The organism is Lacipirellula sp., from assembly GCF_965279485.1.
GTDB lineage: Bacteria > Planctomycetota > Planctomycetia > Pirellulales > Lacipirellulaceae > Lacipirellula.
In genome coordinates, this window is the sequence record NZ_CBDIIC010000002.1 from 1,414,456 (window position 1) to 1,441,213 (window position 26,758).

The 26,758-nt window shown below is 63.0% G+C and carries 20 protein-coding genes; 11 read left to right on the forward strand and 9 right to left on the reverse strand.

Annotated features, from left to right (window positions below):
• The first annotated feature begins 121 nt into the window (after positions 1-121).
• Both ACQY7R_RS13330 and ACQY7R_RS13335 read left to right on the forward strand, forming a co-directional pair.
• On the forward strand, positions 122-3,496 hold the full coding sequence (locus tag ACQY7R_RS13330) for an FtsX-like permease family protein (RefSeq protein ID WP_428306085.1): 3,375 nt from the start codon (positions 122-124) through the stop codon (positions 3,494-3,496).
• 192 nt (positions 3,497-3,688) lie between these two features.
• Positions 3,689-4,804, forward strand: coding sequence for a hypothetical protein (locus tag ACQY7R_RS13335; protein ID WP_428306086.1), 1,116 nt, complete (start codon positions 3,689-3,691; stop codon positions 4,802-4,804).
• 19 nt (positions 4,805-4,823) lie between these two features.
• On the opposite strand, the gene ACQY7R_RS13340 is transcribed toward ACQY7R_RS13335, so the two are convergent.
• The 3 genes from ACQY7R_RS13340 to queC all read right to left on the reverse strand — a co-directional run bounded on the left by ACQY7R_RS13340 (position 4,824) and on the right by queC (position 7,416).
• Positions 4,824-5,714, reverse strand: coding sequence for a hypothetical protein (locus ACQY7R_RS13340; protein ID WP_428306087.1), 891 nt, complete (start codon positions 5,712-5,714; stop codon positions 4,824-4,826).
• 240 nt (positions 5,715-5,954) lie between these two features.
• Positions 5,955-6,641, reverse strand: coding sequence for a 7-carboxy-7-deazaguanine synthase QueE (locus tag ACQY7R_RS13345; RefSeq protein ID WP_428306088.1), 687 nt, complete (start codon positions 6,639-6,641; stop codon positions 5,955-5,957).
• Between the two features lie 85 nt (positions 6,642-6,726).
• Positions 6,727-7,416: a 7-cyano-7-deazaguanine synthase QueC gene (gene queC / locus ACQY7R_RS13350; RefSeq protein ID WP_428306089.1), complete on the reverse strand. Its 690-nt coding sequence runs from the start codon at positions 7,414-7,416 to the stop codon at positions 6,727-6,729.
• Positions 7,417-7,518: 102 nt separating this feature from the next.
• On the opposite strand from queC, the gene queF reads away from it, so the two are divergent.
• Together queF and ACQY7R_RS13360 are read left to right on the forward strand one after the other, a co-directional pair.
• Entirely contained in the window at positions 7,519-7,875 is a 357-nt protein-coding gene (gene queF, locus ACQY7R_RS13355; RefSeq protein WP_152100509.1) for a preQ(1) synthase, read from the forward strand.
• A gap of 27 nt (positions 7,876-7,902) precedes the next feature.
• Positions 7,903-8,913: a sugar phosphate isomerase/epimerase family protein gene (locus ACQY7R_RS13360; RefSeq protein ID WP_428306090.1), complete on the forward strand. Its 1,011-nt coding sequence runs from the start codon at positions 7,903-7,905 to the stop codon at positions 8,911-8,913.
• On the opposite strand, the gene ACQY7R_RS13365 is transcribed toward ACQY7R_RS13360, so the two are convergent.
• Positions 8,910-11,621 carry a hypothetical protein gene (locus tag ACQY7R_RS13365; protein WP_428306091.1) on the reverse strand — a complete coding sequence of 904 codons (2,712 nt, stop codon included), beginning with the start codon at positions 11,619-11,621 and terminating at the stop codon, positions 8,910-8,912. The two genes, ACQY7R_RS13360 and ACQY7R_RS13365, sit on opposite strands and share 4 nt — an antisense overlap.
• Before the next feature lie 695 nt (positions 11,622-12,316).
• On the opposite strand from ACQY7R_RS13365, the gene ACQY7R_RS13370 reads away from it, so the two are divergent.
• The 5 genes from ACQY7R_RS13370 to ACQY7R_RS13390 all read left to right on the forward strand — a co-directional run bounded on the left by ACQY7R_RS13370 (position 12,317) and on the right by ACQY7R_RS13390 (position 16,444).
• Positions 12,317-12,757 carry a TraR/DksA family transcriptional regulator gene (locus ACQY7R_RS13370; protein ID WP_428306092.1) on the forward strand — a complete coding sequence of 147 codons (441 nt, stop codon included), beginning with the start codon at positions 12,317-12,319 and terminating at the stop codon, positions 12,755-12,757.
• A gap of 109 nt (positions 12,758-12,866) precedes the next feature.
• Positions 12,867-14,036, forward strand: a complete 1,170-nt coding sequence (locus ACQY7R_RS13375; RefSeq protein WP_428306093.1) for a S1C family serine protease — start codon at positions 12,867-12,869, stop codon at positions 14,034-14,036.
• Positions 14,037-14,167: 131 nt separating this feature from the next.
• Positions 14,168-15,148 carry a hypothetical protein gene (locus ACQY7R_RS13380; protein WP_428306094.1) on the forward strand — a complete coding sequence of 327 codons (981 nt, stop codon included), beginning with the start codon at positions 14,168-14,170 and terminating at the stop codon, positions 15,146-15,148.
• Positions 15,149-15,150: 2 nt separating this feature from the next.
• Positions 15,151-15,771: an RNA polymerase sigma factor gene (locus ACQY7R_RS13385; protein ID WP_428306095.1), complete on the forward strand. Its 621-nt coding sequence runs from the start codon at positions 15,151-15,153 to the stop codon at positions 15,769-15,771.
• A gap of 4 nt (positions 15,772-15,775) precedes the next feature.
• On the forward strand, positions 15,776-16,444 hold the full coding sequence (locus tag ACQY7R_RS13390) for a hypothetical protein (RefSeq protein WP_428306096.1): 669 nt from the start codon (positions 15,776-15,778) through the stop codon (positions 16,442-16,444).
• A gap of 88 nt (positions 16,445-16,532) precedes the next feature.
• Here the strand turns inward: ACQY7R_RS13390 and ACQY7R_RS13395 are convergent, their stop codons facing one another.
• Positions 16,533-17,462 carry a nucleoside hydrolase gene (locus ACQY7R_RS13395; RefSeq protein WP_428306097.1) on the reverse strand — a complete coding sequence of 310 codons (930 nt, stop codon included), beginning with the start codon at positions 17,460-17,462 and terminating at the stop codon, positions 16,533-16,535.
• A 230-nt stretch (positions 17,463-17,692) separates the two neighbouring features.
• On the opposite strand from ACQY7R_RS13395, the gene trpD reads away from it, so the two are divergent.
• Positions 17,693-18,715, forward strand: a complete 1,023-nt coding sequence (trpD, locus tag ACQY7R_RS13400) for an anthranilate phosphoribosyltransferase (RefSeq protein ID WP_428306098.1) — start codon at positions 17,693-17,695, stop codon at positions 18,713-18,715.
• A gap of 372 nt (positions 18,716-19,087) precedes the next feature.
• Positions 19,088-19,894: an MBL fold metallo-hydrolase gene (locus ACQY7R_RS13405; protein ID WP_428306099.1), complete on the forward strand. Its 807-nt coding sequence runs from the start codon at positions 19,088-19,090 to the stop codon at positions 19,892-19,894.
• Between the two features lie 777 nt (positions 19,895-20,671).
• On the opposite strand, the gene ACQY7R_RS13410 is transcribed toward ACQY7R_RS13405, so the two are convergent.
• The 4 genes from ACQY7R_RS13410 to ACQY7R_RS13425 form a co-directional block, all read right to left on the reverse strand.
• Complete coding sequence (locus ACQY7R_RS13410) at positions 20,672-21,139, reverse strand: hypothetical protein (RefSeq protein ID WP_428306100.1); 468 nt, start codon at positions 21,137-21,139, stop codon at positions 20,672-20,674.
• A gap of 124 nt (positions 21,140-21,263) precedes the next feature.
• Positions 21,264-22,478, reverse strand: coding sequence for a choice-of-anchor tandem repeat NxxGxxAF-containing protein (locus ACQY7R_RS13415; protein WP_428306101.1), 1,215 nt, complete (start codon positions 22,476-22,478; stop codon positions 21,264-21,266).
• 355 nt (positions 22,479-22,833) lie between these two features.
• Positions 22,834-25,008, reverse strand: a complete 2,175-nt coding sequence (locus tag ACQY7R_RS13420; RefSeq protein ID WP_428306102.1) for a carboxy terminal-processing peptidase — start codon at positions 25,006-25,008, stop codon at positions 22,834-22,836.
• A 403-nt stretch (positions 25,009-25,411) separates the two neighbouring features.
• Entirely contained in the window at positions 25,412-26,740 is a 1,329-nt protein-coding gene (locus tag ACQY7R_RS13425; RefSeq protein ID WP_428306103.1) for a hypothetical protein, read from the reverse strand.
• Between the last annotated feature and the right edge of the window lie 18 nt (positions 26,741-26,758).

The following is a 26,758-nucleotide window of genomic DNA, read 5'->3' on the forward strand; positions in this document are numbered from 1 at the left end:
ACTGCAAGACTAGCGTCTTACCAGCTCCCGACTTTTGCACCGTTTTAATGGGGCCCCCCGGCCGGCGTGCAAAACTCAAAATTCCCTCGCCTGGGGAATGGCCGAATTAAAGGTCTAGAACGTGAACTCCTGGACGTACATCGCCGCCAGTCTGCGCCAATACAGACGGGTTCACCTCGCCGTCGCTGCCGGCGTGGCCGTGACGACCGCCGTCATCACCGGCGCTCTGCTGGTCGGCGATTCGATGCGCGGCAGCCTCCGCGATCTGGCCCTCGGCAGCCTGGGGCGGATCGACTCGGTGCTCATCGCCGAGCACCCGTTCCGCGAACAAGGCTTGCTGGCTGAGGACGCTGACGTCGAAGCCGCGCCGCTGTTGCTGACGCAAGGCTCGGCGCTCTTTCGCGATAAGGAGGGACAGTCGCACCGCGCCGCTCAGCTGCAAGTCCTCGGCGTGACGCCCGAGTTCTGGCAGTTCGCCGAACCACCCATGCAGTCCCCCGTCGAGCGCGGCAACCAGATCGCGCTCACCGCCGACGTCGCCGACGAACTCGGCGTCGCCGTCGGCGATGCGGTGCTGCTGCGGATTCCGATTATGAAGAGCATTCCCGCCGACAGCACGCTCGGCGAGAAGGAAGAGACGGCCGCCACCCGCCGCCTCACCGTGTCGGCGATTCTCGACGCGGACGATCAGGCGTCGCTTGCCCGGTTCTCGATGCGTCCGAACCAAACGGCGCCGCGCAACGCCTTCGTGCCGCTGGCGACGATGCAGAGTTTGCTTGATCTGCCCGACCAAGCGAACGGCCTGGCCATCGCTGGCGACGTTTCGTTCGAGAACCTGCGGCCAACGCTCGCCGACTTCGGAGTCACCGTAAAAGAGGTCGCCATCGCCGGCGAGCCGCGGTATCTGCAAATTGCCGCCGACCGCTTGGTGCTGCCACCGGCACTGGTCGCGGTCGCCCAACAGCTTGACGGCCAGCGCGGCCTGCAGCCGGTCGTCACCTACCTCGCCAACCGCATGTCGGCCGGCAACCGCCGCGTCCCTTACTCGACGATTGCCGGCGTCGATTCCACCGCCGCTCTTGGCCCGGTCGTCGACGAACAAGGCCAGCCGATCGAACTCGCCGTCGATGAAGTCGCGATCAACGATTGGACTGCCGACGACCTCGGCGTCGCCGTCGGCGACGAGGTGACGTTCACTTGGTACGATCCCGAAACGACGCATGGCGAACTGCGCGAGCACGCCCCGCTGACGCTCAAGGTGCGTGCGATCTTGCCGCTGGCCAACGCCAACGGCAAACCAACGGCCGCTGCCGATCCCGACTTCGCTCCCGAACTTCCCGGCGTGACCGACCAGGCGTCGATCAATGACTGGGAGTTGCCGTTCGATCTCGTCGAAACGGTTCGCGACGAGGACGAAAAATACTGGGACGACTACCGCACGACGCCGAAGGCGTTTGTCTCTCACACGCTGGCCGCCAAGCTTTGGAGCACCCGCTGGGGAACCGACAGCGTGTTGCGTTTGCCGCTGGCCGACGGCGCGACGGTTGCATCGGTCACAACGGCGTTTGAGCAAAGCCTCAATCCCGGGAAGCTCGGCATGTCGCTCGTCGCGGTGCGGCAAAACGCGCTCGCCGCCTCCAGCGGCACGACGCCCTTCGACGGGCTGTTCCTCGGCTTCAGCTTCTTCCTGATGGCCTCCGCGGTGATGCTCACCGCCCTCCTCTTCCGCCTCGGCGTCGAACAACGGGCCCGCGAAGTCGGCCTGCTCGAAGCCCTCGGCACGCCGCTGAAAAAGCTCCGCCGACTGCTGCTCGCCGAGGCTGCGATTGTCGCAGCCGTCGGCGCCCTCGTCGGCGTTGCGCTCGGCGTCGGTTACGCACGGCTGATGATCCACGGGCTCAACACGTGGTGGGTCGCGGCGACGGCGGAGCCATTTTTGAGGCTGCACGTCACGCCGCGCAGCCTTGCCATCGGGTTCGCCGTCGGGGTGTTGGTCGCGCTCGCGACGATCGCCTGGTCGCTGCGGAGGTTCTCGAAACTTCCCGCCCGGCAACTCTTAGCCGGCGATGCCGAACCGGCGCTAGCGACGAAGGGCGCCAGCCGTTGGGCCGGAACCTGGCTCCCCATCGGCGTCATCGTGGCAGCCTTCGGACTCGCCACCGCAGCCTCGAAGCTGGAGGGGGAAGCCCAAGGGGGCGCCTTCTTCGGCAGCGGAACGCTGGTGCTGATCGGCATCCTCGCCGCCATACGCGGCAGGTTGCGGCGGCCTGTGGTCGGTCGGCCGACGTCGCTGAATCTCGGCGGCTTAGCTGCTCGCAACGCCCGGCGAAACCCGAGCCGCACCATGCTCGCCCTCGGTCTCGCCGCCACGGCTAGCTTCCTGATCGTCGCGATGAGCGCGTTTCGCTTGGCGCCTACCGAACGCGGCGTCGGCGGTTTTGATCTGCTGGCGACCGCCGATTTGCCGGTGCTATTCGACCTCGGCAGCGAAGCCGGCCGCCGCGAGCTTGGCTTTTCCGCCGACGACGAAGCGAAGCTAAAAGATGCGACGATCATCAGCTTCCGCGTCCGCGACGGGCAGGATGCGAGCTGTCTTAATCTCTACAAGCCAACGCAACCGCGGATCCTCGGCGTGCCGCTTGAGCTAGCCGACGTTGCGCAGTTCGACTGGGTTGGATTTCCTGCCGACTTCGCCAGCAATCGAGCCATCAATCAGAAGATGTGGCAGGGCCTAGGTTCTGCTGGAGATAGCGGCCCTGAAAATCGCTCAGACGTAGAGATGATTTTGGACAGAAACACGGCTTACTACAGCCTCCAGCTTTATCGCCCCGGCGATTCGCTGGTTGTACGCGATGAAGCGAATCAGCCTGTGTCGCTACACCCCCGCTTTATGCTGCTAAACAGCGTCCTCCAAGGCGACGTCCTCATCAGCGAAAAGAACTTCATCAAACTCTTCCCCGAAACCTCTGGCCGCCGCTTCTTCCTCATCCGCCGCGGCGCGAACTCGCCGCCGACCGCAGAACTCGCCGCTCTCCTCGAAACGCAGCTCGAAGATTATGGCTTCGACGCCGTCGATGCTCGCCAACGGCTCGCCGAATTGCTCGCCGTTCAAAACACCTATTTATCGACATTCCAAAGCCTCGGCGCCCTCGGGCTGCTGCTCGGCGGCGTCGGCCTGTCGGTGGTGCAGCTTCGCAGCATCGTTGAACGTCGCGGCGAGCTCGCGCTGATGCAAGCGACCGGCTTCCGCCGCCGCCGATTGGCAACGATGGTCCTCACGGAAAACCTAGTGCTGCTCGTCGGCGGCCTGGCGATCGGCAGCCTCGCTGCCCTCACGGCGGTACTGCCCCACGCCCTCGCGGGGCAAGCGGGCACGCCCTGGCTGACGCTGGCGACGCTGCTCGCGATTATCGCCGGCGTCGGGTCGCTGGCGGGATGGCTCGCCTCGCGAGCGGTGCTGCGGGCGCCGCTGCTGCCGGCGTTGCGGGGGGATTGAGAATTACTAAATGGTCATCCTGACTGGAGCGAAAGATCTGGCGTCCCAAACGAGCTGTAAGATTCCCCGCTTCGCTCGGAATGACCGATTGCGGCCTGCCGTCGCTGAAACCTGCCCTAGCGGGCGTCCAGCGGCCCGTTTACAGTTTTCTTAGTTGCGGTCGCCGCATCGATCATACCGGGAGTTTCCTTCATGCGTAGCATGCTGCTAATCGTCGCTTCGTTCCTTCTCACGATTTTGTGCTGGGGGATCTACGGACCGGTGCTCCATAACGGGCAACACGACATGTCGACCATTGGCGGCTTCGCGCGGATGCGGCCGTTCGTTTGCGTGGGACTCGCTTATTTCCTCATCGGCGTGCTCGTGCCGATGGCGATCCTCGCCATGAAGGGCGAGAAGGGCTCCTGGACGATGAGCGGCATCGTGATGAGCCTCATCGCCGGCGCGCTCGGCGCGGGCGGAGCGCTCGGCATCATCTTGGCATTCAACTTCGGCGGCGAGCCGGTGTTCGTGATGCCGCTCGTCTTCGGCGGGGCGCCGGTGGTGAACTCGTTCATGACGATCTACCTCGCCGGCAAGATGCGCGAGATTGGCCCGTTCTTCCTCGCGGGCCTCGTGATGGTGATCATGGGCGCCGTGGTGGTGATGACCTGCGCCCCGACGAAGCCGAAGCCTGCGGCTCCCGCCGCCGATGCCCCAGCCGTGGCTGCTGCGGATGCAGTCGCTCCCGCCGCGCGACCGTCGCTCGGCAGTCGCAGCACCAGCTACGCACTGCTGTTGGCATCGATCGCCACCGCGATCGTCTGCTGGGGAACCTACGGCCCGACGCTCCACAAGGGGCAAGCGGCGATGATGCACAGCCGGCTGCGGCCGTTTATCTGCGTCGGCATGGCGTACTTCATCATTGCGGTGATCGTGCCGAACCTGTTCCTCGTCGTGAGTCCCGAGGCCAGCGAGTACAGCTTCTCCGGCACAATGTGGAGTTTGCTGGCCGGCGCCGCGGGAGCGTTTGGGGCGCTCGGCATCATCATGGCGTTTAACTTTGGCGGCAAACCGGTCTTCGTGATGCCCCTCATTTTCGGCGGGGCGCCGGTCGTTTCGACGCTGATCACGACGAAAGTGAACGGCCTATGGGGCGAGATCAACTCGTTCTTCATCGCCGGTTTGATGCTGGTAATCGCCGGCGCCGCGATGGTGCTCGTCTTCGCCCCGAAGAGCCACCCGCCAGCTCCGCAGCCGGTTCCGAAGCCCGAGCCCAAACCGGTCGAAGAAGAAAAGCCTGGCGCCGGAGAAACCGGCATCGCGTGAGCCGCGGAACTTCCAGCCGCTACCGGGTTTTACGAGCCAACATCAACAGGCCGCTCACCGCGACCAGCGCCAGTCCGCTTGGTTCGGGTACGTTCGTTGCGGCGGGCGGGCTCGAACCACCGCCAAAGTTGGCTTTCCAAACAGATAGTTCGCCGACATTCGGATCGCGTTGCCAGACCAAAAAGTCGGCGCCGTCGACGTAGCGATCACCGTTGAAGTCCCCCTCGACGGCAGGCAAAAACGTCATCGGCGAGCCAGCGTCGACCCAGGCGGTAGACCACGACGCGGCGACGGCTTCAGACGCTTCCTGCAGCAACTCAAGCGTGAACTCGCCCGTATCAGACCACATGCCCGCGTAGTATTCCGCGGCCGGTCGTCCCTTGTAACGATCATCGGCCGCCAAAATATCCGCAACATACGGGTAGTGCTCATCGATGCCGTCGAAGACGAAGTCGAGCGGCGAGGTGAGGTACTCTGCACTCGCGGGCGAGTAAGTTACTTGATCGAAGTGGCGTAAGATCATCTCGCCTTCGTAACGAGCGTGAATGCCGGAGTTGCCGGTGTACTGCCCATTGTAATTCCGCGTCAGATGAAGCGGATTGTGCAAGTCCTCGATGTAGTGCGCCTGCGCGGCTGCGGCATCAAGCAATTCTTCCCAATCATCGACGTCGACGGCGGCGGCCATCGAGCTGGCGAGCGATTCGACTTGACCGGCGAAAGTCCAAGGTGCCGTTCCCTGCGATCGCACATACTGCTCGCCATGCAGGGCGACCAAATCGTCGTAATTGCGAGGGAAGGTTCCGGCTAAGAACGACGGATAGTTGTCGATGTCGATGTAGTGCGAACCGGGCGGCTCTAGGCCCGCCTGGCTACTCAAGTAGCCGCTATGCTCTGCGAAAAAACCACGCAACGGTTCAGGCAAATGGGAAATGGCCCCAACCGTGATATGCGAGTGAACTTGCCCCCACCAAGCAGCCGCTGGTTGCGAGCTAAGTGCCAAAATCACAATCGCTGCGATACCACGCCGACACTGCACCACGCTTAGATTAGACGATGCCCAAGCGTGTGCGCGGTTAGCGAGACGAGAACTTCCTGGCATGCTGGACCTTCTGATCGGCTGGGCGGACGTCGCGAGCAGAAGATGATTGTATCAGGTGCCGCGGACCGGGCCGAACCATTCCAGTTGCCGGCGCGGACAAAGCTGCCAGCCCCGCTCGTGGCAGAGTTCCGCCAGCCACAGCGAACGCGACGCCATCTCTTCCATTGTCCGCCCCTGCGGCATCAGCAGCACGCGGTCGGCCGTCACGCCCGGCAATTCCGCGATCATCGCATCGACTTCCGCCACATCGTCGACGCAGTCGACGACAAACTTCAGCTGATACTCGTACTCGGCCATCAGCCGCATGAGGACTTCGCGCTGGTAGCGTTGCCGTTCGTGCCGGCGGGCCCAATGGGCGTGGCGCTCCGGATCGGGTCCGCTGGTCGAAAGCTTTGGCGAGATCGACATCAAATCGCAGGCGACGCCGAGGTAAAGCGTGCCGGCCGTTTCGATCGTAATGTGCCGCCCGCGACGCCGCAGCTCGCGGCAGAGCGGAATCATCTCGGCAAACAACATCGGCTCGCCGCCGGTGATGACGACGTGCTTAACGTCCCACTCCTCGACCTCCGCGATAATCTCGTCGACCGCGTAGTCCTGCCCTTCGGGCTGCCATGAGGCGTACGGCGTATCGCAAAACCAGCAGCGGAGGTTGCAGCCGCTAGCGCGAATGAAGACGCTCGGCATCCCGGTAAGGAGCCCTTCGCCTTGAATCGATTTGTATAGCTCGGCGATTCTCATTCAATTCGGCGAAGACTCACCACGACGGCACAAAGGACACGACGAAAGGATCAATAAGGAGAAACGGCGGTTCGCGCTTAGGCGGTTAGGACGCTTGATACGTGATGGGGTCGGTGAGCCCTGCTTCGGCAAAGCCTTTGATGCGGAGTTGGCACGCGTCGCAGCGGCCGCAGCTCACGCCCTTGGCATCCGGCGAGTAGCAGGTGTGCGTGAGGGCGTAGTCGACTCCCAATTGTACTCCGCGGCGAATGATTTCGGCCTTGGTGAGCTGAATCAAGGGCGTGTGGATGTGGAACTTCAGCGTTCCCTCGACCCCCGCTTTCGTGGCCAAGTTCGCCACCCGCTCGAACGCCGCGATGAACTCGGGCCGGCAATCGGGGTAACCGCTGTAATCGACCGCGTTGACGCCGATGAAAATGTCGGCGGCGCCGATCACTTCGGCGTAACCGAGGGCGAGCGACAGCATCACCGTGTTGCGAGCCGGCACGTAGGTAATCGGGATGCCGGCCGACATTTCGTCGGCCGGGCGATCCTTCGGCACGTCGATGTCCGCGGTGAGGGCGCTGCCGCCGAAGCCGGCCAAATCGATCGCCACGACGCGATGTTCCGCCGCTCCGAGCGCAACAGCAACGCGGGCCGCCGATTCGAGTTCAAACCGATGCCGCTGGCCGTAGTCGACGCTCAGGGCGTGAATGGCGAACCCTTCTGCGCGGGCGACGGCGGCGGTGGTGGCGGAATCGAGACCGCCTGAAAGCAGGACGACGGCGGGCTTCATCGGTTGGTGGGCGTTAAGCGTCTGGTGGGAGGCGAACGGGGCACTTTCCGCCGCCGTTCCATCATGCCACAATGGCCGTTTCGTCGAAAGGAGCCGTCCGGCATGCCAGATTCCCGCAGTTTGCTCGAAGTTTTTGACAACCAGTACCCGCAGCGCGACTACAAAATCGAGATCGTCGCCCCGGAATTCACGTCGGTTTGCCCCAAAACGGGCCAGCCCGACTACGGGACGATCACGATCATCTACACCCCCGACAAGAAGTGCGTCGAGCTGAAAAGCCTGAAGATGTACCTGCAAAGCTATCGCAATGCGGGCATTTTCTACGAGAACGTCACCAACGCGATGATGGACGATTTCACGGCGGTGCTGCAGCCTCGCTGGATGAAAATCGAAGCGGCGTTCACGCCCCGCGGCGGGATCTCGTCGAAGATCATCGTGCAGCACGCGTCGGCGGTCTAAACCTTAAAAGCCAAAAGAGAGAAGACGATGTCCAGCAAGCCCCGCGTGATTCTCTCTGGGTTCGCCGACGAGGCTGCCAACAACAAAACGGCGGTCGAGCAGTTTGCTGCGTTCGCCGCCTTGGGTCTGCAATACTACAGCCTGCGGTTCATCGACGTCGGCAATGGCATCAAGAATGTCATGGAGCTGACGAAGGCCGAGGTCACGAAGCTTCGCCACACCGAAGACGAGTACGGCATGAACGTCGCCTCGATCGGCTCGCCGATCGGCAAGGTAAAGCTGCTCGACCAGGAAGACGGTACAAAGAACCGCTTCGTCCCGTTCAAGAAGTATCTCGACGACGTGAAGAAGGCGTGCGAGCTTGCTCATGCCTTCGAGACGAAGCTGATCCGCGGCTTCTCGTTCTACCATCCCAAGGGCGGCGATCCGTGGGAGTACCTGCCGCAAGCGGCAGAGCAACTCGCGCAAATCGCCGAGACCTGCCACCGCAGCGACCTCACCTTTGGCCTCGAGGTCGAAGCGAATCTGGTCGGCCAGAACGGTCAGCTCGTCGCCGAACTCCACCGCCGCGTGAACCACCCCGCCCTGGTGACGATCTTCGACGGCGCCAACATCGTCTGCCAAGGCTACGACACGATGGCGACGTTCGAGCAGTACCAAGTGATGAAGCCGAGCATCGGCTGGATGCACATCAAGGACTACCTCGACCCGCGCGTCGACAAGCCGATTGGCCACGTCGAGGAAGACGCGCTGAGCCATTTCGTGCCGTGCGACCAGGGCGATTCGGGGCACGTGCAGATTCTCACCGACTTCGCCCGTGAGATCCCCGCCCTCGAAAAAATGCTCACCAAACGTGGCATTCCGGGCGTGATTCTCGACCTCGAGCCGCACCTCAAAGGCGGCGGCCAGTACGGCGGTTTCAGCGGCCCCGACGGCATGGCGATCGCGCTGAAGGCCCTGCAGCGAGTGCTCGACTTCGTCGGCATCGACTACCACCTGCGCGACTTCGACGACGTCAAAGCCGCCCGCGGGTTCTAGGCGTCGCCGTGGGCCGACTCGTCCGGGGCGAAGTATGCCCGGTGAGAATCGACCAAGTGGTCGACGTCGGAACGACCTCGCACGGCGAGCGCCGCAGCGCCGCAGCCGATGATCGCTACGGCGACCCCTGCGCCAAACTGCCACCCGGTAAGCGACGGAGCGCTCGACATCAAGAAGCCCGAGGCTCCGAACGCGGCGATGGCGATCACGATCTTGCCGATCGCCGATTCGACCTTCCGCCTGTTGCGATGCGTGGCGATGGCGGTGCGGGCCGAGGTGTTGGCAATCTCTCGCAACGCGGCGAGATCGGTTGAAATCGGCGCCCGACGGCCCTGCTTCATCGATTCGATTTCAAACGGCACGCTCGGGTCGTACGTGAGAGCTTCCTCCACAACGGGCAGCTCCACAACCGGCTCCGGTAGCGCCGGTTCGACCATCGAACTGGCCGAGACGCCGCGCATGCGGGCCATCATGTTCGCCATGTACGCTTCGAGCGCTTCGTCCGAATCATCAGCGTGAGCCGTCCGTTCCGCTGCCTTCGCGGGCGACAGAAACTCGTCGTCGAGCATCGGGCGCGATGCACCGAGCGGCGACGCGAGCGAGGCCGGCGTCGGTTCGCTCGGTTCGTCGTCGAGCAGGTGGCGGTACTTGTCGATGAACGACGAAGTCGCGACCTCCGACTCGACTGGCATGGTCTTCACTTCTGGCGGCGGTGCGAATGCGGCTGCCTCGTGCGATTCTTCTTCCGCAGGCGCGGGCTCAGGCGTTGGCTCCGCAACGAGCGGAAACGGAGCGAGCGGCGCGAACACCGACGGCGTCGGCTCGATTTCCGCGTGCGATTCAGCGTAGGGCTCTGCGTCGAGCTCTAGGTCGAGCGGGGTCGCCGCCGGCCATGCCGAGTGGTCGAACGACTCCTCGGCGACTGGAGCGTACTCTGGTTCGGCTTCGTGCGTTGGGAATTCCTGGTGGTCGGCGAACTCGTGCGACTCGGGGAGCTCGGCGCTCACTTCCGGTTTCGATTCCGGAAGCTGGTCGGCCGGCTCCGTCAGTGCGGCGTGTTCTTCGGCGACGCTTGCATGCTGATCTTCAACGACCGCCTGACTGCTGTGCGCCAGGTACATCTCGGCAAGCCGGTGTAACTCGATTTCCGAGTCAGCCAGCTTCCCGTGCAGTTCTTCACGCTCGCCGTGCAGTCCCTCAACCTCGCCGCGGAGGTGGGCGATCGTCGCTTCGCAATCGGCCAGCTGACCGGCCGCGTGCTGCAGCGATTCGTGCTGCTCGCGGGCGCCGGCAAGTTCGGACTCTAGCTCCTGCTGACGAGCGAAGCGTTGTTCCAGCTCGTTGCGAACTGATTCAAGTTCAGTCCGAACCGCGCCGAGTTCATGGGCCAGCAGCGTGGCTTGTTCAATTTGAACAGCGAGGCTCTGCTCAAGTTCTCTGGCCCGATGAGCTTCAGCGGCTTGGGCGTCGGTGGCCGCTTTGTCAGCAGCCTGCACGTCGAGCGTCGCGCTCAGTTCGTCGCAACGAGCGGCCTGCTCGGCCAACTCGATCTGCGATTCTTGCAGTTGCGAGCGGAGCGATTCGACTTCATTGACCAGAGGCGCCAGGCGTTCAGCAGCTTGCCGATCGCGCTCGATGATTTCGAGATGGAGCTTCTCGTGGTTCGCCGCGTGCGAGTCGTAAGCAGCGCGTGCCAAGTCGAGTTCGACTTCCATCGCCGAGAGATCGTCGTTCATCGCGTCGGCGCGCAAGCGTGCGTCGCGCGCCGCGGCTACTAGCGAACGGGCGCGTCGGCGCGACGAATCGCCCGTTTGCCAAAGCTGCAGAACCAGTTCGTCGGCGAATTGGTGGCTGGAGGTTGCTTGCGGTTCGGCCGCTGGAGAAGCCGTCTTCGGCGCCTCGACGGCGGGCGTTGTCACCGGCGTCTCGGTGGCCGCCGTTGCCGTCGGAGCCGGCGCGGACGGCAACTGCGGCGCGGGCGGAGCCAACGGAGCGACCAGAGCCACAAGCGTCGGCGACGACAGGACCGGTATGGTGATCGCTTTGGGCAGCGCGGCCGCGTGAACGTTAGGCGCCTGCTCTACGGCTGGTTCCGGAGAGGCCTCTGTCGCAGCGGCTGATTCAGCAATAGGAAGCGAGGCCTTAGGTTCCACAGCAAGGGACGCTGGAGCCGGCGGCGCTGGTAGTAGCTTCACTTCCGTGCGTACCGGAGCCGAAGCCAGCGGGACCGCAGCGGGCGTCGGAGGCTGAAGCGCCGCGGGTTCAGGCTGCGGTGCGGCCTCAAGCTTCGCGACCGGTGGTTGAATTGGTTCAGCGGCGACGGCAGTCTTAGGCTGCTGAAGTTCACTTTGTTTCGGCGCCACCACTTCGGCGGCGCTGAACTCCAGTTCGCAGCAGCCAATGTTGAGTTTGTCGCCCACGCCGACGATCGACTTCGTAAAGTCGCGACGATTGAGTTGTACGCCAGCGCCCCAACGCGTCGCTTCGGCGCGATGCGCATCGAGCGAAATGACGCACTGCAGCGGCCGGCATTCGCTCGCGGGCAGCACAATCGTGCATTGCGGGCTCGACCCGATCGTCATCTTGCCGTCGCTCAGCGGCACGACGCGCGCAGCATCTCCCTCACACTGGCGAATGCGCAGCGAATCGGGCTTCCGCAACGGCGTCGTGGCGGTCGTCGAATTCTCAGGCTTCGTCAGGAGCGACATCAGAGTGCAAATTTCAGGTGGGCGATTGATTTCGATCATGCGCCGGCGCCGCCAGAGACGGAGTGCGAGCGCAGGCTCGGCGGTCCGCTCCCTAGAGAGAGGCCAACAAGTCAAGAAAGGTTAGTTCAGGAATTGAAGGCTCGATTTGCGACCTGGGAGTGAATTTGCTCACCGGACGCTCATTTCACCTGCTGCCAAAGCCAGCACATTCGGACGCGCGGTTAAAACCGTAAAATTCGCTCACGCCCACTGACGATAAAGCCGATGGAACGAGACGGCGAAGCCCGTCGGATCGCGCGGAAGAATCGTAAATTCCGACGCAACGGCGAATGTCCAGTCCAGAGGTTCGGGCGACCGCAATCCACGACTTGCGGATCGAACCGCACGAATTGGCCGGAAAAACAAGCAATGTTTCCCCAGAATTGGGGGTTGCAACGGAGGAACTCGATTCTCAACGGGGGCTGCGACCCTTTTGCGTCGAGGTGCGTACTATAGTTACGGTGCCAGCGGCGGTATCCCCCATTCGGGCGGTTTAACCAAGCTGGCGTCGCGGCGAATCGGAACAGTCGCCGCGATCAAACTGATTGAACGAAGAGGCACTCGAACGAGGCGGACAACGATGCGATTGGCAGTCGGAGACGTACTGCCCTGCGAATGAATCAAGCGTCGCACCGCTACTAAGAAGGTACACCACCATGGCTCGCAACGACTCCATCCAAAAAATGCGCGAAGTGCTCGTCAAGCGCCGCGACGCCCTCCGGCGTGCGCTGGCCGGTGACTTGAGCATGCTCAAATCGCTGAGCGAGCAATCGGGCGGCGACGTCGTCGACGCTGCACTCGACGCCGCGCAGGATGAAATCAGCTCGAAGCTTGCCGAGGTGGAAAGCCGCGAGCTAGGCAGCATCGAAGTCGCTCTCGAGCGGATGCGTGCCGGCAACTACGGCGTCTGCGAAATCTGCAGCTGCAAGATTCCGCTCGCTCGCCTGAACGCCCTCCCTTACGCCACCAGCTGCATCGAATGCCAGCGGGCGATGGAATCCTCGGGCGGCGGCAGCGGCTATGCCGGCGACTGGAGCCGCGTCCTCGACGGCGGCGCCGACGTCGACGTGTCGTTCAGCGACCTCGAAGCCGGCTGAAAATCGCTGCCAGCGTTTCCCGGCATGCCTCCGGGGGGTTACAATCGACGCAGAAAACGCGTCGGTCGGAGTCGACGCGCGAGCTCGTTCTCGATGGAGTCGTCGGCTGATGTCGCACCGTTTTGCGTCCCCGTTGGTTCGGCTGTCGCTACTTGCCGGGCTATCAGCCGCTAGCACGCTTTTGCTGCCGGCAACGCTGCGCGCCCAGCAGGCGCCCCCGCCGGCGACGCTCCCCTCCGAACGCGATCTGCTATTCGACGAACTCCACCGCGACGTCGCCGCGATGGAGCGCGAGCTCGGCATCTACAAGCGGGTCGTTCGCCTCGTGGCGCCCTCGGTCGTGCATGTGCAGGCGAAGCCGCTCGCGGAGTTCCGCTTCCGTCGCGAGGTCGAAGAAGCGGGCTCCGGCGTTATCATCGCCGTCGGCGGTAAGAACTACGTGCTTACCAACCGGCACGTGGTGAAGCACTCCGACCCCGAGCATATTCGCCTCGAGCTTCACGACGGCCGCGAGATCAAGCCGACCGAGATCTTCACCGATCCCGAAACCGATGTGGCCGCGCTCGCCGTCGATGCGCCCGACCTCATTCCTGCTCGCGTCGGCGACAGCGACCAGTGCGAGATCGGCGACGTCGTAATGGCGTTCGGCAATCCGTTCAACCTCCGCCAGAGCGTCACCCGCGGCATCATCAGCGGGATGGGACGCTCGAACCTCGACCTCGGCGACGGCGGCGTCGATTACCAAAACTTCATGCAGACCGACGCCGCGATCAATCCCGGCAACAGCGGCGGTCCGCTCGTGAGCCTCCGCGGCGAAGTGATCGGCCTCAACACAGCGATCGCCAGCAACTCGGGCGGCAACGATGGCATCGGCTTCTCGATTCCGATGAACATCGCGATGAGCATCACCCGTCAGCTCGTCGAGCATGGCCGGGTGGACCGCGGTTTTCTCGGCGTGATGCTCGACGGCAATTTCAACCTCGATGCCGCCAAGACAGTCGGCCTGCCACGTCTGATGGGCGCCCTCGTAAAACAGGTGACGGAACGCTCGCCCGCCGCGCTCGCGGGCGTCCAGACGAACGACGTCATCCTTCGCTTCAACAGCTCGAACATCGAGAGCGATCAGCACCTGATCAATCTGGTGAAGCTTTCCGACGTTGGCCGGCCGGTTGACCTCGTCGTCCTGCGGAACGGCCAGATGCTGAACATCAAGGCGCAGATCGGCCGGCTCGACGATTTCACTGCCGACACCGAAGCGGCCCTCAAAGAAGCCCGCTAGCAGCGCAGCCGGGAATTTTCTCAGATTCTGTAACGCCCTTCCCCGCCTGGCGTAAAAGATCGCGTACGGCCCGGCGAATACCGGTAGCCGAGCCGATTTTTCCCACGGTTTTCACTTGGAAGGCGTCCATGATGCGATATCTCCTCCTCGCGGCATTCGCGCTCCTCAACGGCCCCTGGGCCGGCACGGCGCTCGCAGCCGAAACGACCTACCGCCTGCCGAGCGACTCGGCGTTCTTACTGGAGCTCAACCTGCAGGCCGTTCGCAACTCCGAAGTCGGCGGCAAGATCCTCGACTTAGCCATGGAGAAGGCGGTCGAGAAGCTCGCTCAAAAAGGCAACACCAGCCGTGAAGAAGCCCTGCGGCAAGTCGAGCAGATCGTTGGCTTCAACCCGCTCGAAGAGGTGAAGACCCTCGCCGTCTCGGCGGCCGACTATGAGAAGCCTGAAACGTCGCTCATCGCCGTCGTGCAACTCGGCAAGACGACCGGCAATCTGGAAGGCCTGCTCCTCGGCCTGCCGGAATATCAGGTGACCGAATACGAAGGCCAGCAGATCCACTCAGCCGCGCCGGATGCTGGGCAAACGCTGTACGTCGCGTTCGTCACTGACGAAGCGGGCAATCGCCGCATCCTTTTCTCGCCGAAACGCGAGGCGGTCACGGGGTTGATCGATCAGGCGGCCGGCAAAGCGGCCAGCAGCGAAGCGTCGCGTGACTTCGTTATCGAGCAGGCCGAAGACCGCCTGCTGTCGCTGAAGACGGTGAAGCTGCCGGAAGATTTTCAGGAAGAAGGCCCGCCGGCCAATATTGCCAAGATCCTCAAAGACGCCACGATGAACATCGACGAGGCCGATGGCCGGATGGCGATCGAGTTCGCGCTGGTTGCCGGCAACGAGCAGCAAGCCGAGCAACTCCGCCAGATGGCGCAAGGGTTCGTCGCGATGATCGAGTTCGCCAAAACGGCCAACCCCGACGACGACAAACTGCAGAAGATTAGCGGCCTCGTGAACGACGCCGTGACTTCCCGCGATGGCGCCACCGTCAAGGTCGGCCTGCAGATCCCCGCGGCCGAAGTGACGGCGTTGCTCGAAGAGAAGCTGAAGAACAAGTAGCGATGCTGATCGAGCGTTCGGATTCCGACGCAGCCCTCGACGCCGGCGAATTGGTTCGCCGCGCGCAAGGGGGCTGCGTCGATTCGTTTGCGGCGCTCGTCCACATCTACCGGCCGCGGGTGATCGCGTTCCTCGAGAGCCGCTGCAGCGTTAGCAGCCACGAGGCGGAAGATCTCGCTCAGGAGGCATTTGCTCGCGCGCACCAGCGGCTCGACGAGTTCGATCCTCAATACCAATTCTCGACCTGGATCCACACGATTGCCCGCCGCGCGGCAATCGATCGCGTCCGGCAACGGAACCGCCGGCCGCAGCATGTTTCGCTGGCGGAGACGGAGATCGAACCCGCCCACGCGGCGGACGATCCGACGGCAATCGTCGAGCAACGCGAGGAAGCGGGGAACATCTGGCGGCTGGCGCGAGCCGTGCTTACGGAGCCGCAGTTCACGGCCACTTGGCTCCGCTTCGCCGAGAGTTGCGAGGTTGAGGAAATCGCCCGCCGCATGGGCCGCAGCCGCATCGGCGTGCGAGTGCTGCTCCATCGAGCGCGGGTGATCTTGGTGCGAGAGTCGGCCCATCAAACGGCCCATGAGGAGGCGAGGCAAATTGCCCGCCGGGAGCGGTAAACGTATGCGTCGCCTCATTGCCGAATGGTTGGTTAGCCGCTCGCTCGACGCGGGCCGAGAGCCGCCTCGTTGGTTGCGAGGCTGGCTGCAGCGCGACGAGGAAGCGGCTCGCTTTGAAGACGATGCTCGCACGCTGGCGGCCTCGCTCCGTACCGACGCCGCCTCGTGGCGTGCCGTCGATCCCGCAGCAGGCCGCGAGCGGAAGGCGGCCGCAGTCACCGCTAATGCGCCACAACCACGCCGCTGGCTGGCGACGGGCCTGCTAGCCGGCAGTGCCGCTGTCATCGGCGCCCTGTGGCTCGCGACGAGCGGACCAGCGGAACCACAGCCACGCAGCATCGCCGCCACGCCGGCAGAGGCCGCGCTGCTCGTCGCGGTCGTCGAAGAGGGCTGGTTCGCCGCCGACGAGTTGCTGCCATTCGGAGAGCCGTTCGCCGAGTGGCCGCGTCTCGAACCGCCGCTGCACGGCTCGCCCGCGGCGACGCTGGGAGCAGCGACCGGCGCCGCCACGCGACGCGCGCTGGCAGCCGTCGACGATCAGGTCCGCCGACAGCGCGATGCACTCGGCAGCCAGGTGAACGCTTCGCTGGCGTTCTTTGCGTATCGCTTGCCGAACAGCGCCGCTAAGGTCGTCGGTCTGCCGCTGGGAGCGACGGCAGAGACGATCAACTGATGGTTTAGCCCCGGGCTTCGCCCGGGGGTCGCACCACGCGCGGCAATGTCTTCCAGAATGGAAACCCACCCCCGGGCGGAGCCCGGGGCTAGAAGCCTGCCCGCAGGCCGCGCATGATCCCCTCGACGATCGCCGGCGCGTCGATCTCGACGGCCACGTCCATGTTTGGTCGATCTAACGTGCGTGGACGACGATCGATGACGGTGGCGCCGTAGGTGATCATCCCCTCGGTTTCGACGTCGACCGGCATCGCTTCGGTGACGAGCAGTTCGGGCCGCAGGATCGACATCACCGCGACCGCTTCGGCAGCGTACATCGATTCAAGCCCGAGCCGTTGCCGGTACGACTGGAAGGCGCCCGGCAGCAGCGTTCGCAGCAGCCGGCCCAGCGACGAGCCTTCGCTCGGCAAGTTACTGAGCAGTTCGTAGGTAAGGGCCGCACGGCTCGTGACGTCGAGCGGCAGCAGCGTCGTCGTCGCATGAGAGCGGAAGACCCGCTGCGCCGATTCCGCGTCGCAGTACATGTTGAACTCGGCCGCGGCGGTGACGTCGCCGGGGCCTTCGAGCGTGCCGCCGACGATGATCAGGTGGCCGACCTGCAGCGCGAGTTCAGGATCAAGCTGGAACGCCGCCGCAATGTTGTGAAGCGGCCCACCGGCGATGATCGTCACGCCGCCCGGATCGTTGCGAATCTCCTCGGCAATCACCTTCAGCGCCGGATGCTGCTGGTGGAGCTCAGCAATGCCGAGCGTGGCGCCGCAGAAGCCGTCGGCGCCCCATAGCTCACGGCCATCGGTCCGCAGCGGTTGCTCTTCGTCGGCGACGCCGATGCGGGGCCAACGGGGCGGATCGAGGTGCTCGATAATTGCCTGGACGTTGCGGCTCGCCTGGCGCGGCGCCACGTTGCCACCGGTCGCGGTGACGGCCACGACCTCCAGGTCGGGATGGGCGATCGCCAAGCAAACGGCGAGGGCGTCGCTCACGCCGGGGTCGACGTCGAGAATCACTTTGCGAGGCATGGGCTTCGTGCCGTAGGGGCCAGTTTGAGCGGGAATTCGCCGACGGTTTGGCTGCGCATTCTAGGAGGATGCCAGCACGGCAACAACCCGACGGGCGGCTTGGCCCGCCCCGACTGCCGCCGCTCCGCGAGCCTGCCCGCCCTGCCCTTCCCCCCATACTGCCTGGAGTTCCAGCCAGCTAGAATGGAAGCTTCCGCCCTGTTTTGCTTACGCCCATCATCGGCTCGCCCATGCCCGACACTTTCACGACGCTTCTCGGCCGCCTCGCTGCAGGCGAAGATCTCCCCGCCAGCGAGATGACTGCAGCGATGGGAGCGATCATGTCGGGCGAACGGCCGGCCGGCGAGATCGGCCTGTTCCTCACGTCGCTCGCCGCGAAGGGTGAAACGGCCGAGGAAGTGGCGGGCGCCGCCCGGGCGATGCGCGAGCACATGACGCCGATCCGCAGCCGCTACAAGGTACTGCTCGACACTTGCGGCACCGGCGGCAGCGGCAGCAATCTGTTCAATGTGAGCACCACGGCGGCGATCGTCATCGCCGCGGCGGGCGTCCCGGTGGCCAAGCATGGCAACCGGAGCGTCACCAGCCGCAGCGGCTCGGCCGACCTGCTGGCGGAATTGGGCGTGAACATCGCCGCCTCGGTCCCGCAGATCGAACGCTGCCTCGATGAGTTGGGCATTTGCTTTTGCTTCGCCCCGCTGATGCACCCGGCGATGCGGCATGTCTCGGCCGTGCGGAAGGAACTCGGGATTCGCACGATTTTTAATATGCTGGGGCCGCTGTCGAACCCGGCGGGCGCGTCGCATCAGTTGCTCGGCGCCGGCTTGCCCCATCTGCGGCCGCTGCTCGCTGAGGCGCTGCAATTGCTCGATGTCGAGCGAGCACTCGTGGTAAGCGGCGCTGACGGACTGGGCGAGTTGACGATCGCTGGCGAAACGAACGTCTCGGAAGTGACGCGCGGCTCGACGCGCGAGCTGAGCTTCAAGCCTGAGGAGTTCGGGCTGCAGCCGGCGTCCCTCGATTCGCTCCGCATCGACGGCCCCGCGGAGAGTGCCGCGATCGTCCGCCGCGTGCTGGCGGGCGAAGCGGGACCGGGCCGCGACATCGTCGTCCTCAATGCGGCGGCAGGACTGATCGCCGTCGAGCCGGCGTTGCAACCAATCGACGCCGCGCACAGAGCGGCGCAGGCAATCGACTCGGGCGCCGCCGCCGAACTGCTGCAGAAGTTGGTCGCGGTTTCGCATGCGGACTAACCTCGCTACTTTTGCCGCTGCTTGAGTTCGCAGATTGAACCGCCAAGGACGCCAAGAGCGCCAAGGTGGAGTCCAGCTTTCCTGCATCTCCTCTGCGCCTTTGCGTGCGCTTTTAAATTCCGAAGAAAGATCTCACGCAAAGGCGCAGAGGCGCAAAGGAAGACGAAGAGTTGGAGTGGATTGAGTTGTTGCCGTTCGTCGTGCTCGTTGTTCCGTCGTGGTTCAATAATTCCCCGTAATTTCCTTGGCGCTCTTGGCGTCCTTGGCGGTTAAGTATTTTGACGTGCCTGCCGTGATTTTCTCCGGGGGGATCGGCTGTTAGACTTTGGGGACATCCCGCCTCGCCCCCGCACCTTGTGAGTTCCCGCCGCCGTGTCGCGTCAGCCTGCCAGCCGAGATATTTCCGGACGCCTGGTGTTTCTCGGCACGGGAACCAGCGTCGGCGTGCCGGCGATTGGCTGCGACTGCGACGTTTGTACGAGCAGCGATCCGCGGAACAACCGTACGCGTTGCGGACTCGCGATCGGCCTTCCCGAAGGGAATCTGTTGATCGACACGCCGCCCGATCTGCGGCATCAATTGCTGCGCGAGCGGATCGGGCTCGTTCACGCCGTCGCGTATACCCATGAGCATGCCGACCACATTTTCGGCCTCGACGACCTGCGGTTGATGCAGTTTTATTTGGGCGGGCCAGTGCCGCTCTACTGCGAGCCGCCGGTCGAAGCGCGGATTCGCAAGTCGTTTGATTATGCGTTTCAATCGCCCGAGCGATTGCATGCCGGGGCGATTCCACAACTCACGATGCAAACCATCGGGCTGGAACCCTTCAACGTCCTTGGGGCGACGATCACGCCGGTAAGGTTGCAACATGGGCCGTGGGTGCCGGTGCTCGGTTTTCGGATCGGCAACGTCGCTTATTGCACCGACGTCAACGCGATCCCGGCTGAGAGCATGGAACGGTTGCGCGGCCTCGACGTCCTCATCCTCGACTGCCTGCGACGCGAACCGCACGCAACCCACTTTGGCCTCGACGAAGCGCTCGGCGTGTGGCGCGAGTTGCAGCCGCGGCGAATGTTGCTGACGCACTTGTCGCATTATTTTGATCACGCGACGATGAACGCCGAGTTGCCGGCGGGAGTCGAACTGGCGTTCGACGGGTTGGAAATCGAACTGACGTGACGCCTGTTTATTTTTTCGACAGGATTGCAGGATTTCGCGGATCGACTGGATGAAAGCTATAGGGACGCTCAACCCGACGTCCTATCCTGTTAACCTGCGTGATCCTGTGATCCTGTGATCCTGTCAAAATCTTCTTAAGCTCCTCCCACTTTGTCGCGTCGCATTTTGTCGCGAATCGCGTTTTTGGCGACAGAACTCCTAACTTGCTTTAGGGACTGGAATTGCAACGAGCGAAGTGAACGACACAAACCTGCCTGTCGTGAGTTGGTCGCGTTGTGTCGCATTTTCATTTCTGGCGACATTAAGCATAAGTGATTTCACGTACGTGAGTTGCGGCGACGACTGTCGCGGCGACATTATCTTGGAACGCGACATGAAGCGTTGCTCCTCTCACAAAACGCCCCTAAGCGATCCCCTTTGACGAAAGACTAATCGCACGGCGTGCCCTTGCTTGCGGGTCGGTCCGCAGGCTACGCCTGCAGGCATGGGGCAACGCGGCACTCTCTTTGATTCACGTTAGCGAATCGAGCGGGCGTCGACAATTTGCTATTTTCGGCCACCCATGCCTGAGTTCGCCAAGCGCGAGCGAATCTGGGATGGAGGTCGCATTGGACTGGTCGATTAAGCGACCAGTCCGAAGTGCTAGGCAAGTGGAGCAGTGGAATGCGTGCCGCTGCTGGCTCGCCCAGCAGTGGTCTCCTGGTACGCGCTTCGCACTGCTGGACAAGCCAGCAGTGGCACCTGTTCGATTAACCCATCGAACCCAAACAGCCGTTGCTAATCATTGACCGCGTATGGGCCGAGTTCCCAGCTTTTGATGCGCTCCATCTGTTCGGCGGTACCAAAGTAGACGCCGCCGAAGGGTTTGCCGCTCTTGAGGTTGTAGTAGGAGAGATGGAGGGCGCCGCGGTGTTTGATGGTGATTTTTAGTTCGAACTCGCCGGAGCCTTGTTTGACGTTTATCGTTTGCGTCCGCTCGGTTTCTTCGTGGCCGTCGCCTTCCGTCTGAGTGAGGTAGAGCGCCAGTTGAGCGTCGGCGTGGCTGTCCAATCGGTAGCGGCCGCGGACGGTGATCGAATCGCCTTGCTCCAGCCGGGGGGACGTGGAGCGGACGTCGGTGATCTCGATGACGTCGCCGTCGCAGTAGTTCTTCGGGCCGAGCACGGTGGCCGTGGGACTTTGCGTGGGGGGAGCGGCGGCGGCTCCGGGCCAAATCATCCACACGGCGAGTAGTAACGTCGTCATGGCGAGATCCTCCTCACGTTTGGCAAGCGCGATCGGCCGCTTTTTAATGGGGCGGCGATTAGTGGATGTTAGCAAACTCGCTGGCTTTGTGAAGGAATTGAACACTCCGGCGATATCCAAGTGTTCAAAAGCCGTCAAGCTTGCATGATCGAAGATTAGGGCGCGCCACGCATCGCCGCCATGCAATCAACATGAAGAGAAACGCCGAATGGGCTGCCGCGCAAGGCTCTGGCACAGGTGTCGCTAGTGCGATTCCGCTTACTCCGTTCGTTAGAACGTAGGAAAAAGCAACCTGTTCGGCGTCGTTGAAGCCGCTGCCAAGTTGAAAATAGTCGACGACTCCGCCGAAGAGTGAGTCACCGGAGAGTATCACCTTATCCGTAGTCGGATTCGGCCCCATGAAGATTCCTCTCGCGTGGTTATCTAGTTGAGCTTGGAACACAACCTGGCCTTTGGCGTTCATCTGAGGCGACCGAAGAACCAAAAACTCTCCCGAATTGTCTACTATTGTTTGGACAACTCCGCTGCGATGACTGAGTATGCTCTCAACACCCAATTCGTCTTTCGAAAGCGTCAGCACATTGCCATCGGTTCCAATCGCAATATCTTCGTTAGCCTCTCCCGGCATTGGTGCGATCAGATCAACCGAGTCGCCCGACGCGCGAAAAACGCCGAAGGTGCGCGAAGGTTGACTCCTCCTAGCGCGAAATACAATCGAACCGTCATCATCCATCTCTGGAAATGAATACCAAGGATGCAATGTAATGCCGTTATCGCGGGCTACTCGATCGGTCGTCACGTCGGGACCAGTGAAAATGCCGAATCCATTCGCAACCTGAGCGACGAAGGCCACTTCGCCCGAATCATTAATCGTAACTCCGCGGAACAGGCTCATCCCTCCCGATTCATCCGCAACTAAGCTGACTATCCCATTCACGAACTTGTAGACGCCGTATGCCGAAGCATTCCGGCCAGTAAACACTACATGGCCAGAGTCGTTGGTTGCAAACTCGCCGATATCATCAAAGACGCCACTGCCGTTAACGAGGGTCTCGACGCCATCGCCGCTGCTACGAAAAATCCCCACGTTACCGTCTGACATTTTCGCTTTGAACACCACGCTTCCCGAGTTGGTAATGGCAGGAGTTACAGGCCATTGATAGCCGGATGCGGTGTCCGCGATGCGAGTGAACTTGTACGGCTGCGCTTTGAGATCGCCTAAAGTCGCGCAAAGCGTCGCTGCGAAGATGACTGGGATGAGCCATAACCTTATATGGCTTAATCGCGACCAAACTGGCGCAGTTGACGAAGAAGTCGTCGAGAAAAGATTGTATCTCATGCCTCTAGCTCCCGTGTTGTTCCCCCCACGGACAGCTAAGTGCGAATTTAGAAGATGGCGCACCAAAAGTCAAACTATTCTGGTACGCGACCAAGCCAGCGATCTGCCAGCCGGAAGAAGCGGGCGGGCGGCATGTCGTCGCGGAGCGTCGACATGGTAGCGGCGCGTCGCCTCGAATTTGGGTTCAGCATGCCTACGCCTTTGGGGGCGAAAGCATGCCACCCGTCCGATGCGGTCGAAACCAGTTTACGTGACGCTCCGGAGGGTCGTTGACCCGCGGCTACTATGCGCAAAAAAAGACCGCGGACGATGGCTCGTTCGCGGTCCTTTTGAAAACTAACAACCGGCTCGTTGCTTAGCGAGCAGCCAAGCGGCCGTCGCCCAGCAGTTCTAGATAATCGAGAGCGATCGCGATCAGCTCGTCGTTATAGAAGTTCTGCGGGAAGACTGGCTTGTCGCCTGCCGCCAGGTCGTCGAACATTTCCTCCTGCTCCTTTTCGGTATTCAGCTCGTCGCGTTCAGCGATGAACTTTTCCTTGTTGAGCGTGAGGGGTTCGTCCTTCCGTTCCAGGTAGCGAGCGATTTGCTTCTTCACCTTGTCGAAGTCCTTGCTCTTCTCGACGCGGGCGGTCGAGCGGTTGCGGAGTTCGTCGAGGGTTTTCGGCGAGGCGTTCGGATAGTTCTCGTGCGGCCGGGGCAGCACGCTGTCGAACTTCAACGCGTAGTCGAGATCCGATTCGCCGACCGGCCAGTGGGTGGTCTGCGAGGGCAGTTCGACGTCGGAGACGACGCCGCGGTTTTGCGTGCTGTCGCCGCCGGGGCGGTAGAACTGTTGGATCGTCATCTTCAGGGCGCCGTAGTTCGGCGGAGCGAACTGGTTGACGTAGCGGCCGAGTTCTTCAAGTTCCTGAACCGTGCCCTTGCCGTGCGTCGCCTTGTCGCCGACGACGATGCCGCGACCGTAGTCTTGGATCGCTCCGGCGAAGATCTCGCTGGCACTGGCGCTGAACTTGTTGATCACGACCATCAGCGGGCCATCCCAAACGGCGCCTGGCTTGTCGTCGTCGTGCGGGATCACGCGGCCATCGGGACCCTTCACCTGCACGACGGGACCTTGGTCGATGAACAGGCCGGTCATTTCGACCGACTCGGGAAGCGAACCGCCGCCGTTGAAGCGGAGGTCCATCACGATCATGTCGACCTTTTGTTGCTTCAGTTCTTCGAGGAGTCGGCGAACGTCACGGACGGCGCTCTTGTAGTCCTCGCGGCCGTTACGGCGGCCTTCCATGTCCATGTAGAAGCTCGGCAAGTTGACGACGCCGATGCGGAACACCGTGCCGTCAGCGCTCTTCTGCTCGATGACGTTGCCGGTGGCGGCGTTCGGATCGTCGGCGACCTTCAGCGACGAACCTTCCGCGGCCTTCACGACTTCGCCCTTCGGGCCGCGTTCGACGACGGCGCTGCGGGCTTCGCTGTCCTTCAGTTCGATGCGAGCGCGAGTGATGTCGTAATTGGCGAGCTCGGCGCCGCCGGCCTTCTTCACTTCGAGGCGAACGACGCTCCCCGGTTTGCCGCGGATCTTCATCACGACGTCGTTGAGCTTCATGTCGGTGATGTCGATCATCTCGCCATCAGGACCCTGGGCGACGCCGGTGATGACGTCGTCGACCTTGATGCGGCCGTCTTTGTCGGCAGCGCCGCCAGGAACGATGTGGCGAACGACGGTTTCGCCGTATTTCGATTCGAGCGACGCGCCGATGCCGTCGAGCTCCAGCCGCATCTGAATCGAGAAGTTCTCGAGATTCTCCGGCGACATGTAACTGCTGTGGGGATCGAAGCTCATCGTCACCGCGGTGAGGAACATTTCGAGCAGTTCGTCGTTGCTCGTTTGATCCCAACGCTTGTCGATGCTGCGATAACGCTTATGGAGGCGATCGAGCGTTTGGTCGGCGGGCGTTTCTTTGTCGGTAGTTTGGAGAAGCAGGTCGTACTTCACCCGCTTGCGCCAACGTTCGTCGGCTTCTTCCTTGGTCTTGAACCACGACAGCTTTTCGGGGTCGCGTTCCATCGATTCGTCGACGGTGAAATCGTGCGGGGCGTCGACCAGCTTTTGGGCAACGGCCGTCCGCTCGGCGACGCGAGTCAGGAAGAGATCAAAGATCTTCTTGGCGAGGGTGACGTCGCCGGCTTTGATGTAGTCGTCGATCTTGGTCGACTCGGGAGCAAATTGGTCGATGTCGCTCTGGAAGAAGTAGAGCTTCATCGGGTCGAGCGTCTTGAAGTACATCTCCAGCGCGCGGCGGGAGATTTCGTCGTCGACTCCGAGCTGGGCCATGTGACGCTTGCCGATCAGACCCGAGACGAACATCGTGATGTTCTTCTGCTTGATCTTCTCACGCGCGTCCGGATCGGTCGGACGAGCCGTCGCGAGCGGCGCGACGAGGGTCGACGTTGCCACGCCGACGAGAGCGAGTCCCAGCAATCTCCGGCGCGTCTTCGCTCCGGCGCCCTTCATGGCTGATCGAAACATGTGTATGTGCCTCTTCAAGTAAACGAGAATTTGTGCAGGTAGCAGCGGCTATGCTATCCCTCTACGCGATCAGGAGCGAAGTGGATCGGCCAGCGCCGGCACGAGGCTCAGGAAAGGGTGGAGAGGGGGCTCTCCGTCCGCGACTCTTGGCGGGACCGAAAAGGGGGCTGAACGGTGCGATGCCCCTTACGCGGCAACCAGTTGCGGAATCTATGGGGCATCGTAACGGGGCCCTCCAGTGGCGGCAAGATCGCTGTAATCGCGCAGGTTTTACAGGCTGTGCGGGCCTTGCGGGTCGTCGCAAACGCCGGGGAGAATCGGCCCCGGCTGGGCACGCGTGCCAGCGGCGCCACGCGATTCTGATCCGTTTTCCGCAATCAGTCGTTACGAACCAGACAGCTCGTCACGCGGTACAGCGTTCGAGTTCGGCGACCAGCCGCTGATCCGACCGCGGGAAGAGCGAGCGAAGGTGGAGCCGCACGGCGCCGTCGGCTTCGGCGGCGACGATCGGTTGCGACGCGGCGGCGAGTTCGGCGACGACCTTCGCGGCCGATTTGTCGCGGGGGCGGACGTCGATGATCCAATCGGCGTCGCGGCGTTCGACTTCGCCCAGACGGAGCCAGGTTGACTCGATCGACGCGGCAGTTGCCGACTCGATGTTTGGCAGGGCGGCGATGAGCGCAGCCAGGCGTTCGGCCCGCTGTTGCAGATTGGCGATCGGCGCCGAGAGGAGCTGCCAGACCGGGATGCTGAAGATGGCCTGCTGCGGGTCGTCGCGGTAGGCGTGAATCGTCGTGTGGAGCGCAACCGCGATGAGCGAGTTCGCCGCAGCGAGTTGACTGAGCGGATGAGCGGCGGCCGCGTCGATAAGGCTGCGTTTACCGATAAGCAACCCGCATGAGGGGCCGCCGAGCAGGCCGCCGCCGTCGATGACAACCAAATCGGCGCCAGCGGCGAGGCGTTCGGCAATCGTCTCGACCGGGGCGAGGCCGTGCGCTTGCGGATTGATTACGCCCGCAAACGGGGCGACGTCGATGAACGGGGCGCTGAAGCGTTTGGCAGCGGCGGCCGCGGCTTCGATCGTGAGCCACGGTTCAGAGTCGGGCGTCCGCAAAAAGACGGCGGGAGCGGGGTCGACTCCGGCGAGCGTGCCAGCGTCGGCGACGTTGCGAAGAACGACGCCATTGCGAGCAGCGATGCCGCGCCAATCAATGCCGATGGCGGCTTGATCGATCCCGCCGACAAGTAGCGCGTCGCGGCCGCCGGTGCTGCAAGCGACGGCGAGCGTGAGCGCCGCTTCGAAGCTGCTGACGACGAGCGCCGCCTCGGCGCCGACGAGTTGGGCCAGCTCGCGCTGGGCGGCGTGAGGCAACGCTCCCCCCTGGTGGTGGAATTCGCCGGCAAGTTGCAGCATCGCTTGCGCCGCAGCGTCGGCGAGCGGTGGCGACAGGTCGCCTGCGCCGATGACGACGCCGGTGGCGTTGATCGCGAGTCCGCCGCCGGCCGGTTCGCCGAGCAGACGGCGGACGAGGCGTTCAGCCAGGTGGCCAACCGACGGGACTTCGAGGCGGCCAGCGCGATCAGCGACGGTGGCGCGGAGTTCGTCAAGGAACCCGGTAGCCCGTTGTGCGACGGTCGAACGATTGATCCGTTCGACGGCGCCTTTGACGCGGGGGTGTTCCAGCAGCTCGCTCAGCGAGGGGAGCTGCGGCAGATGGGGCTCGAACTTCATGGCAGGCGCCGCGACGGA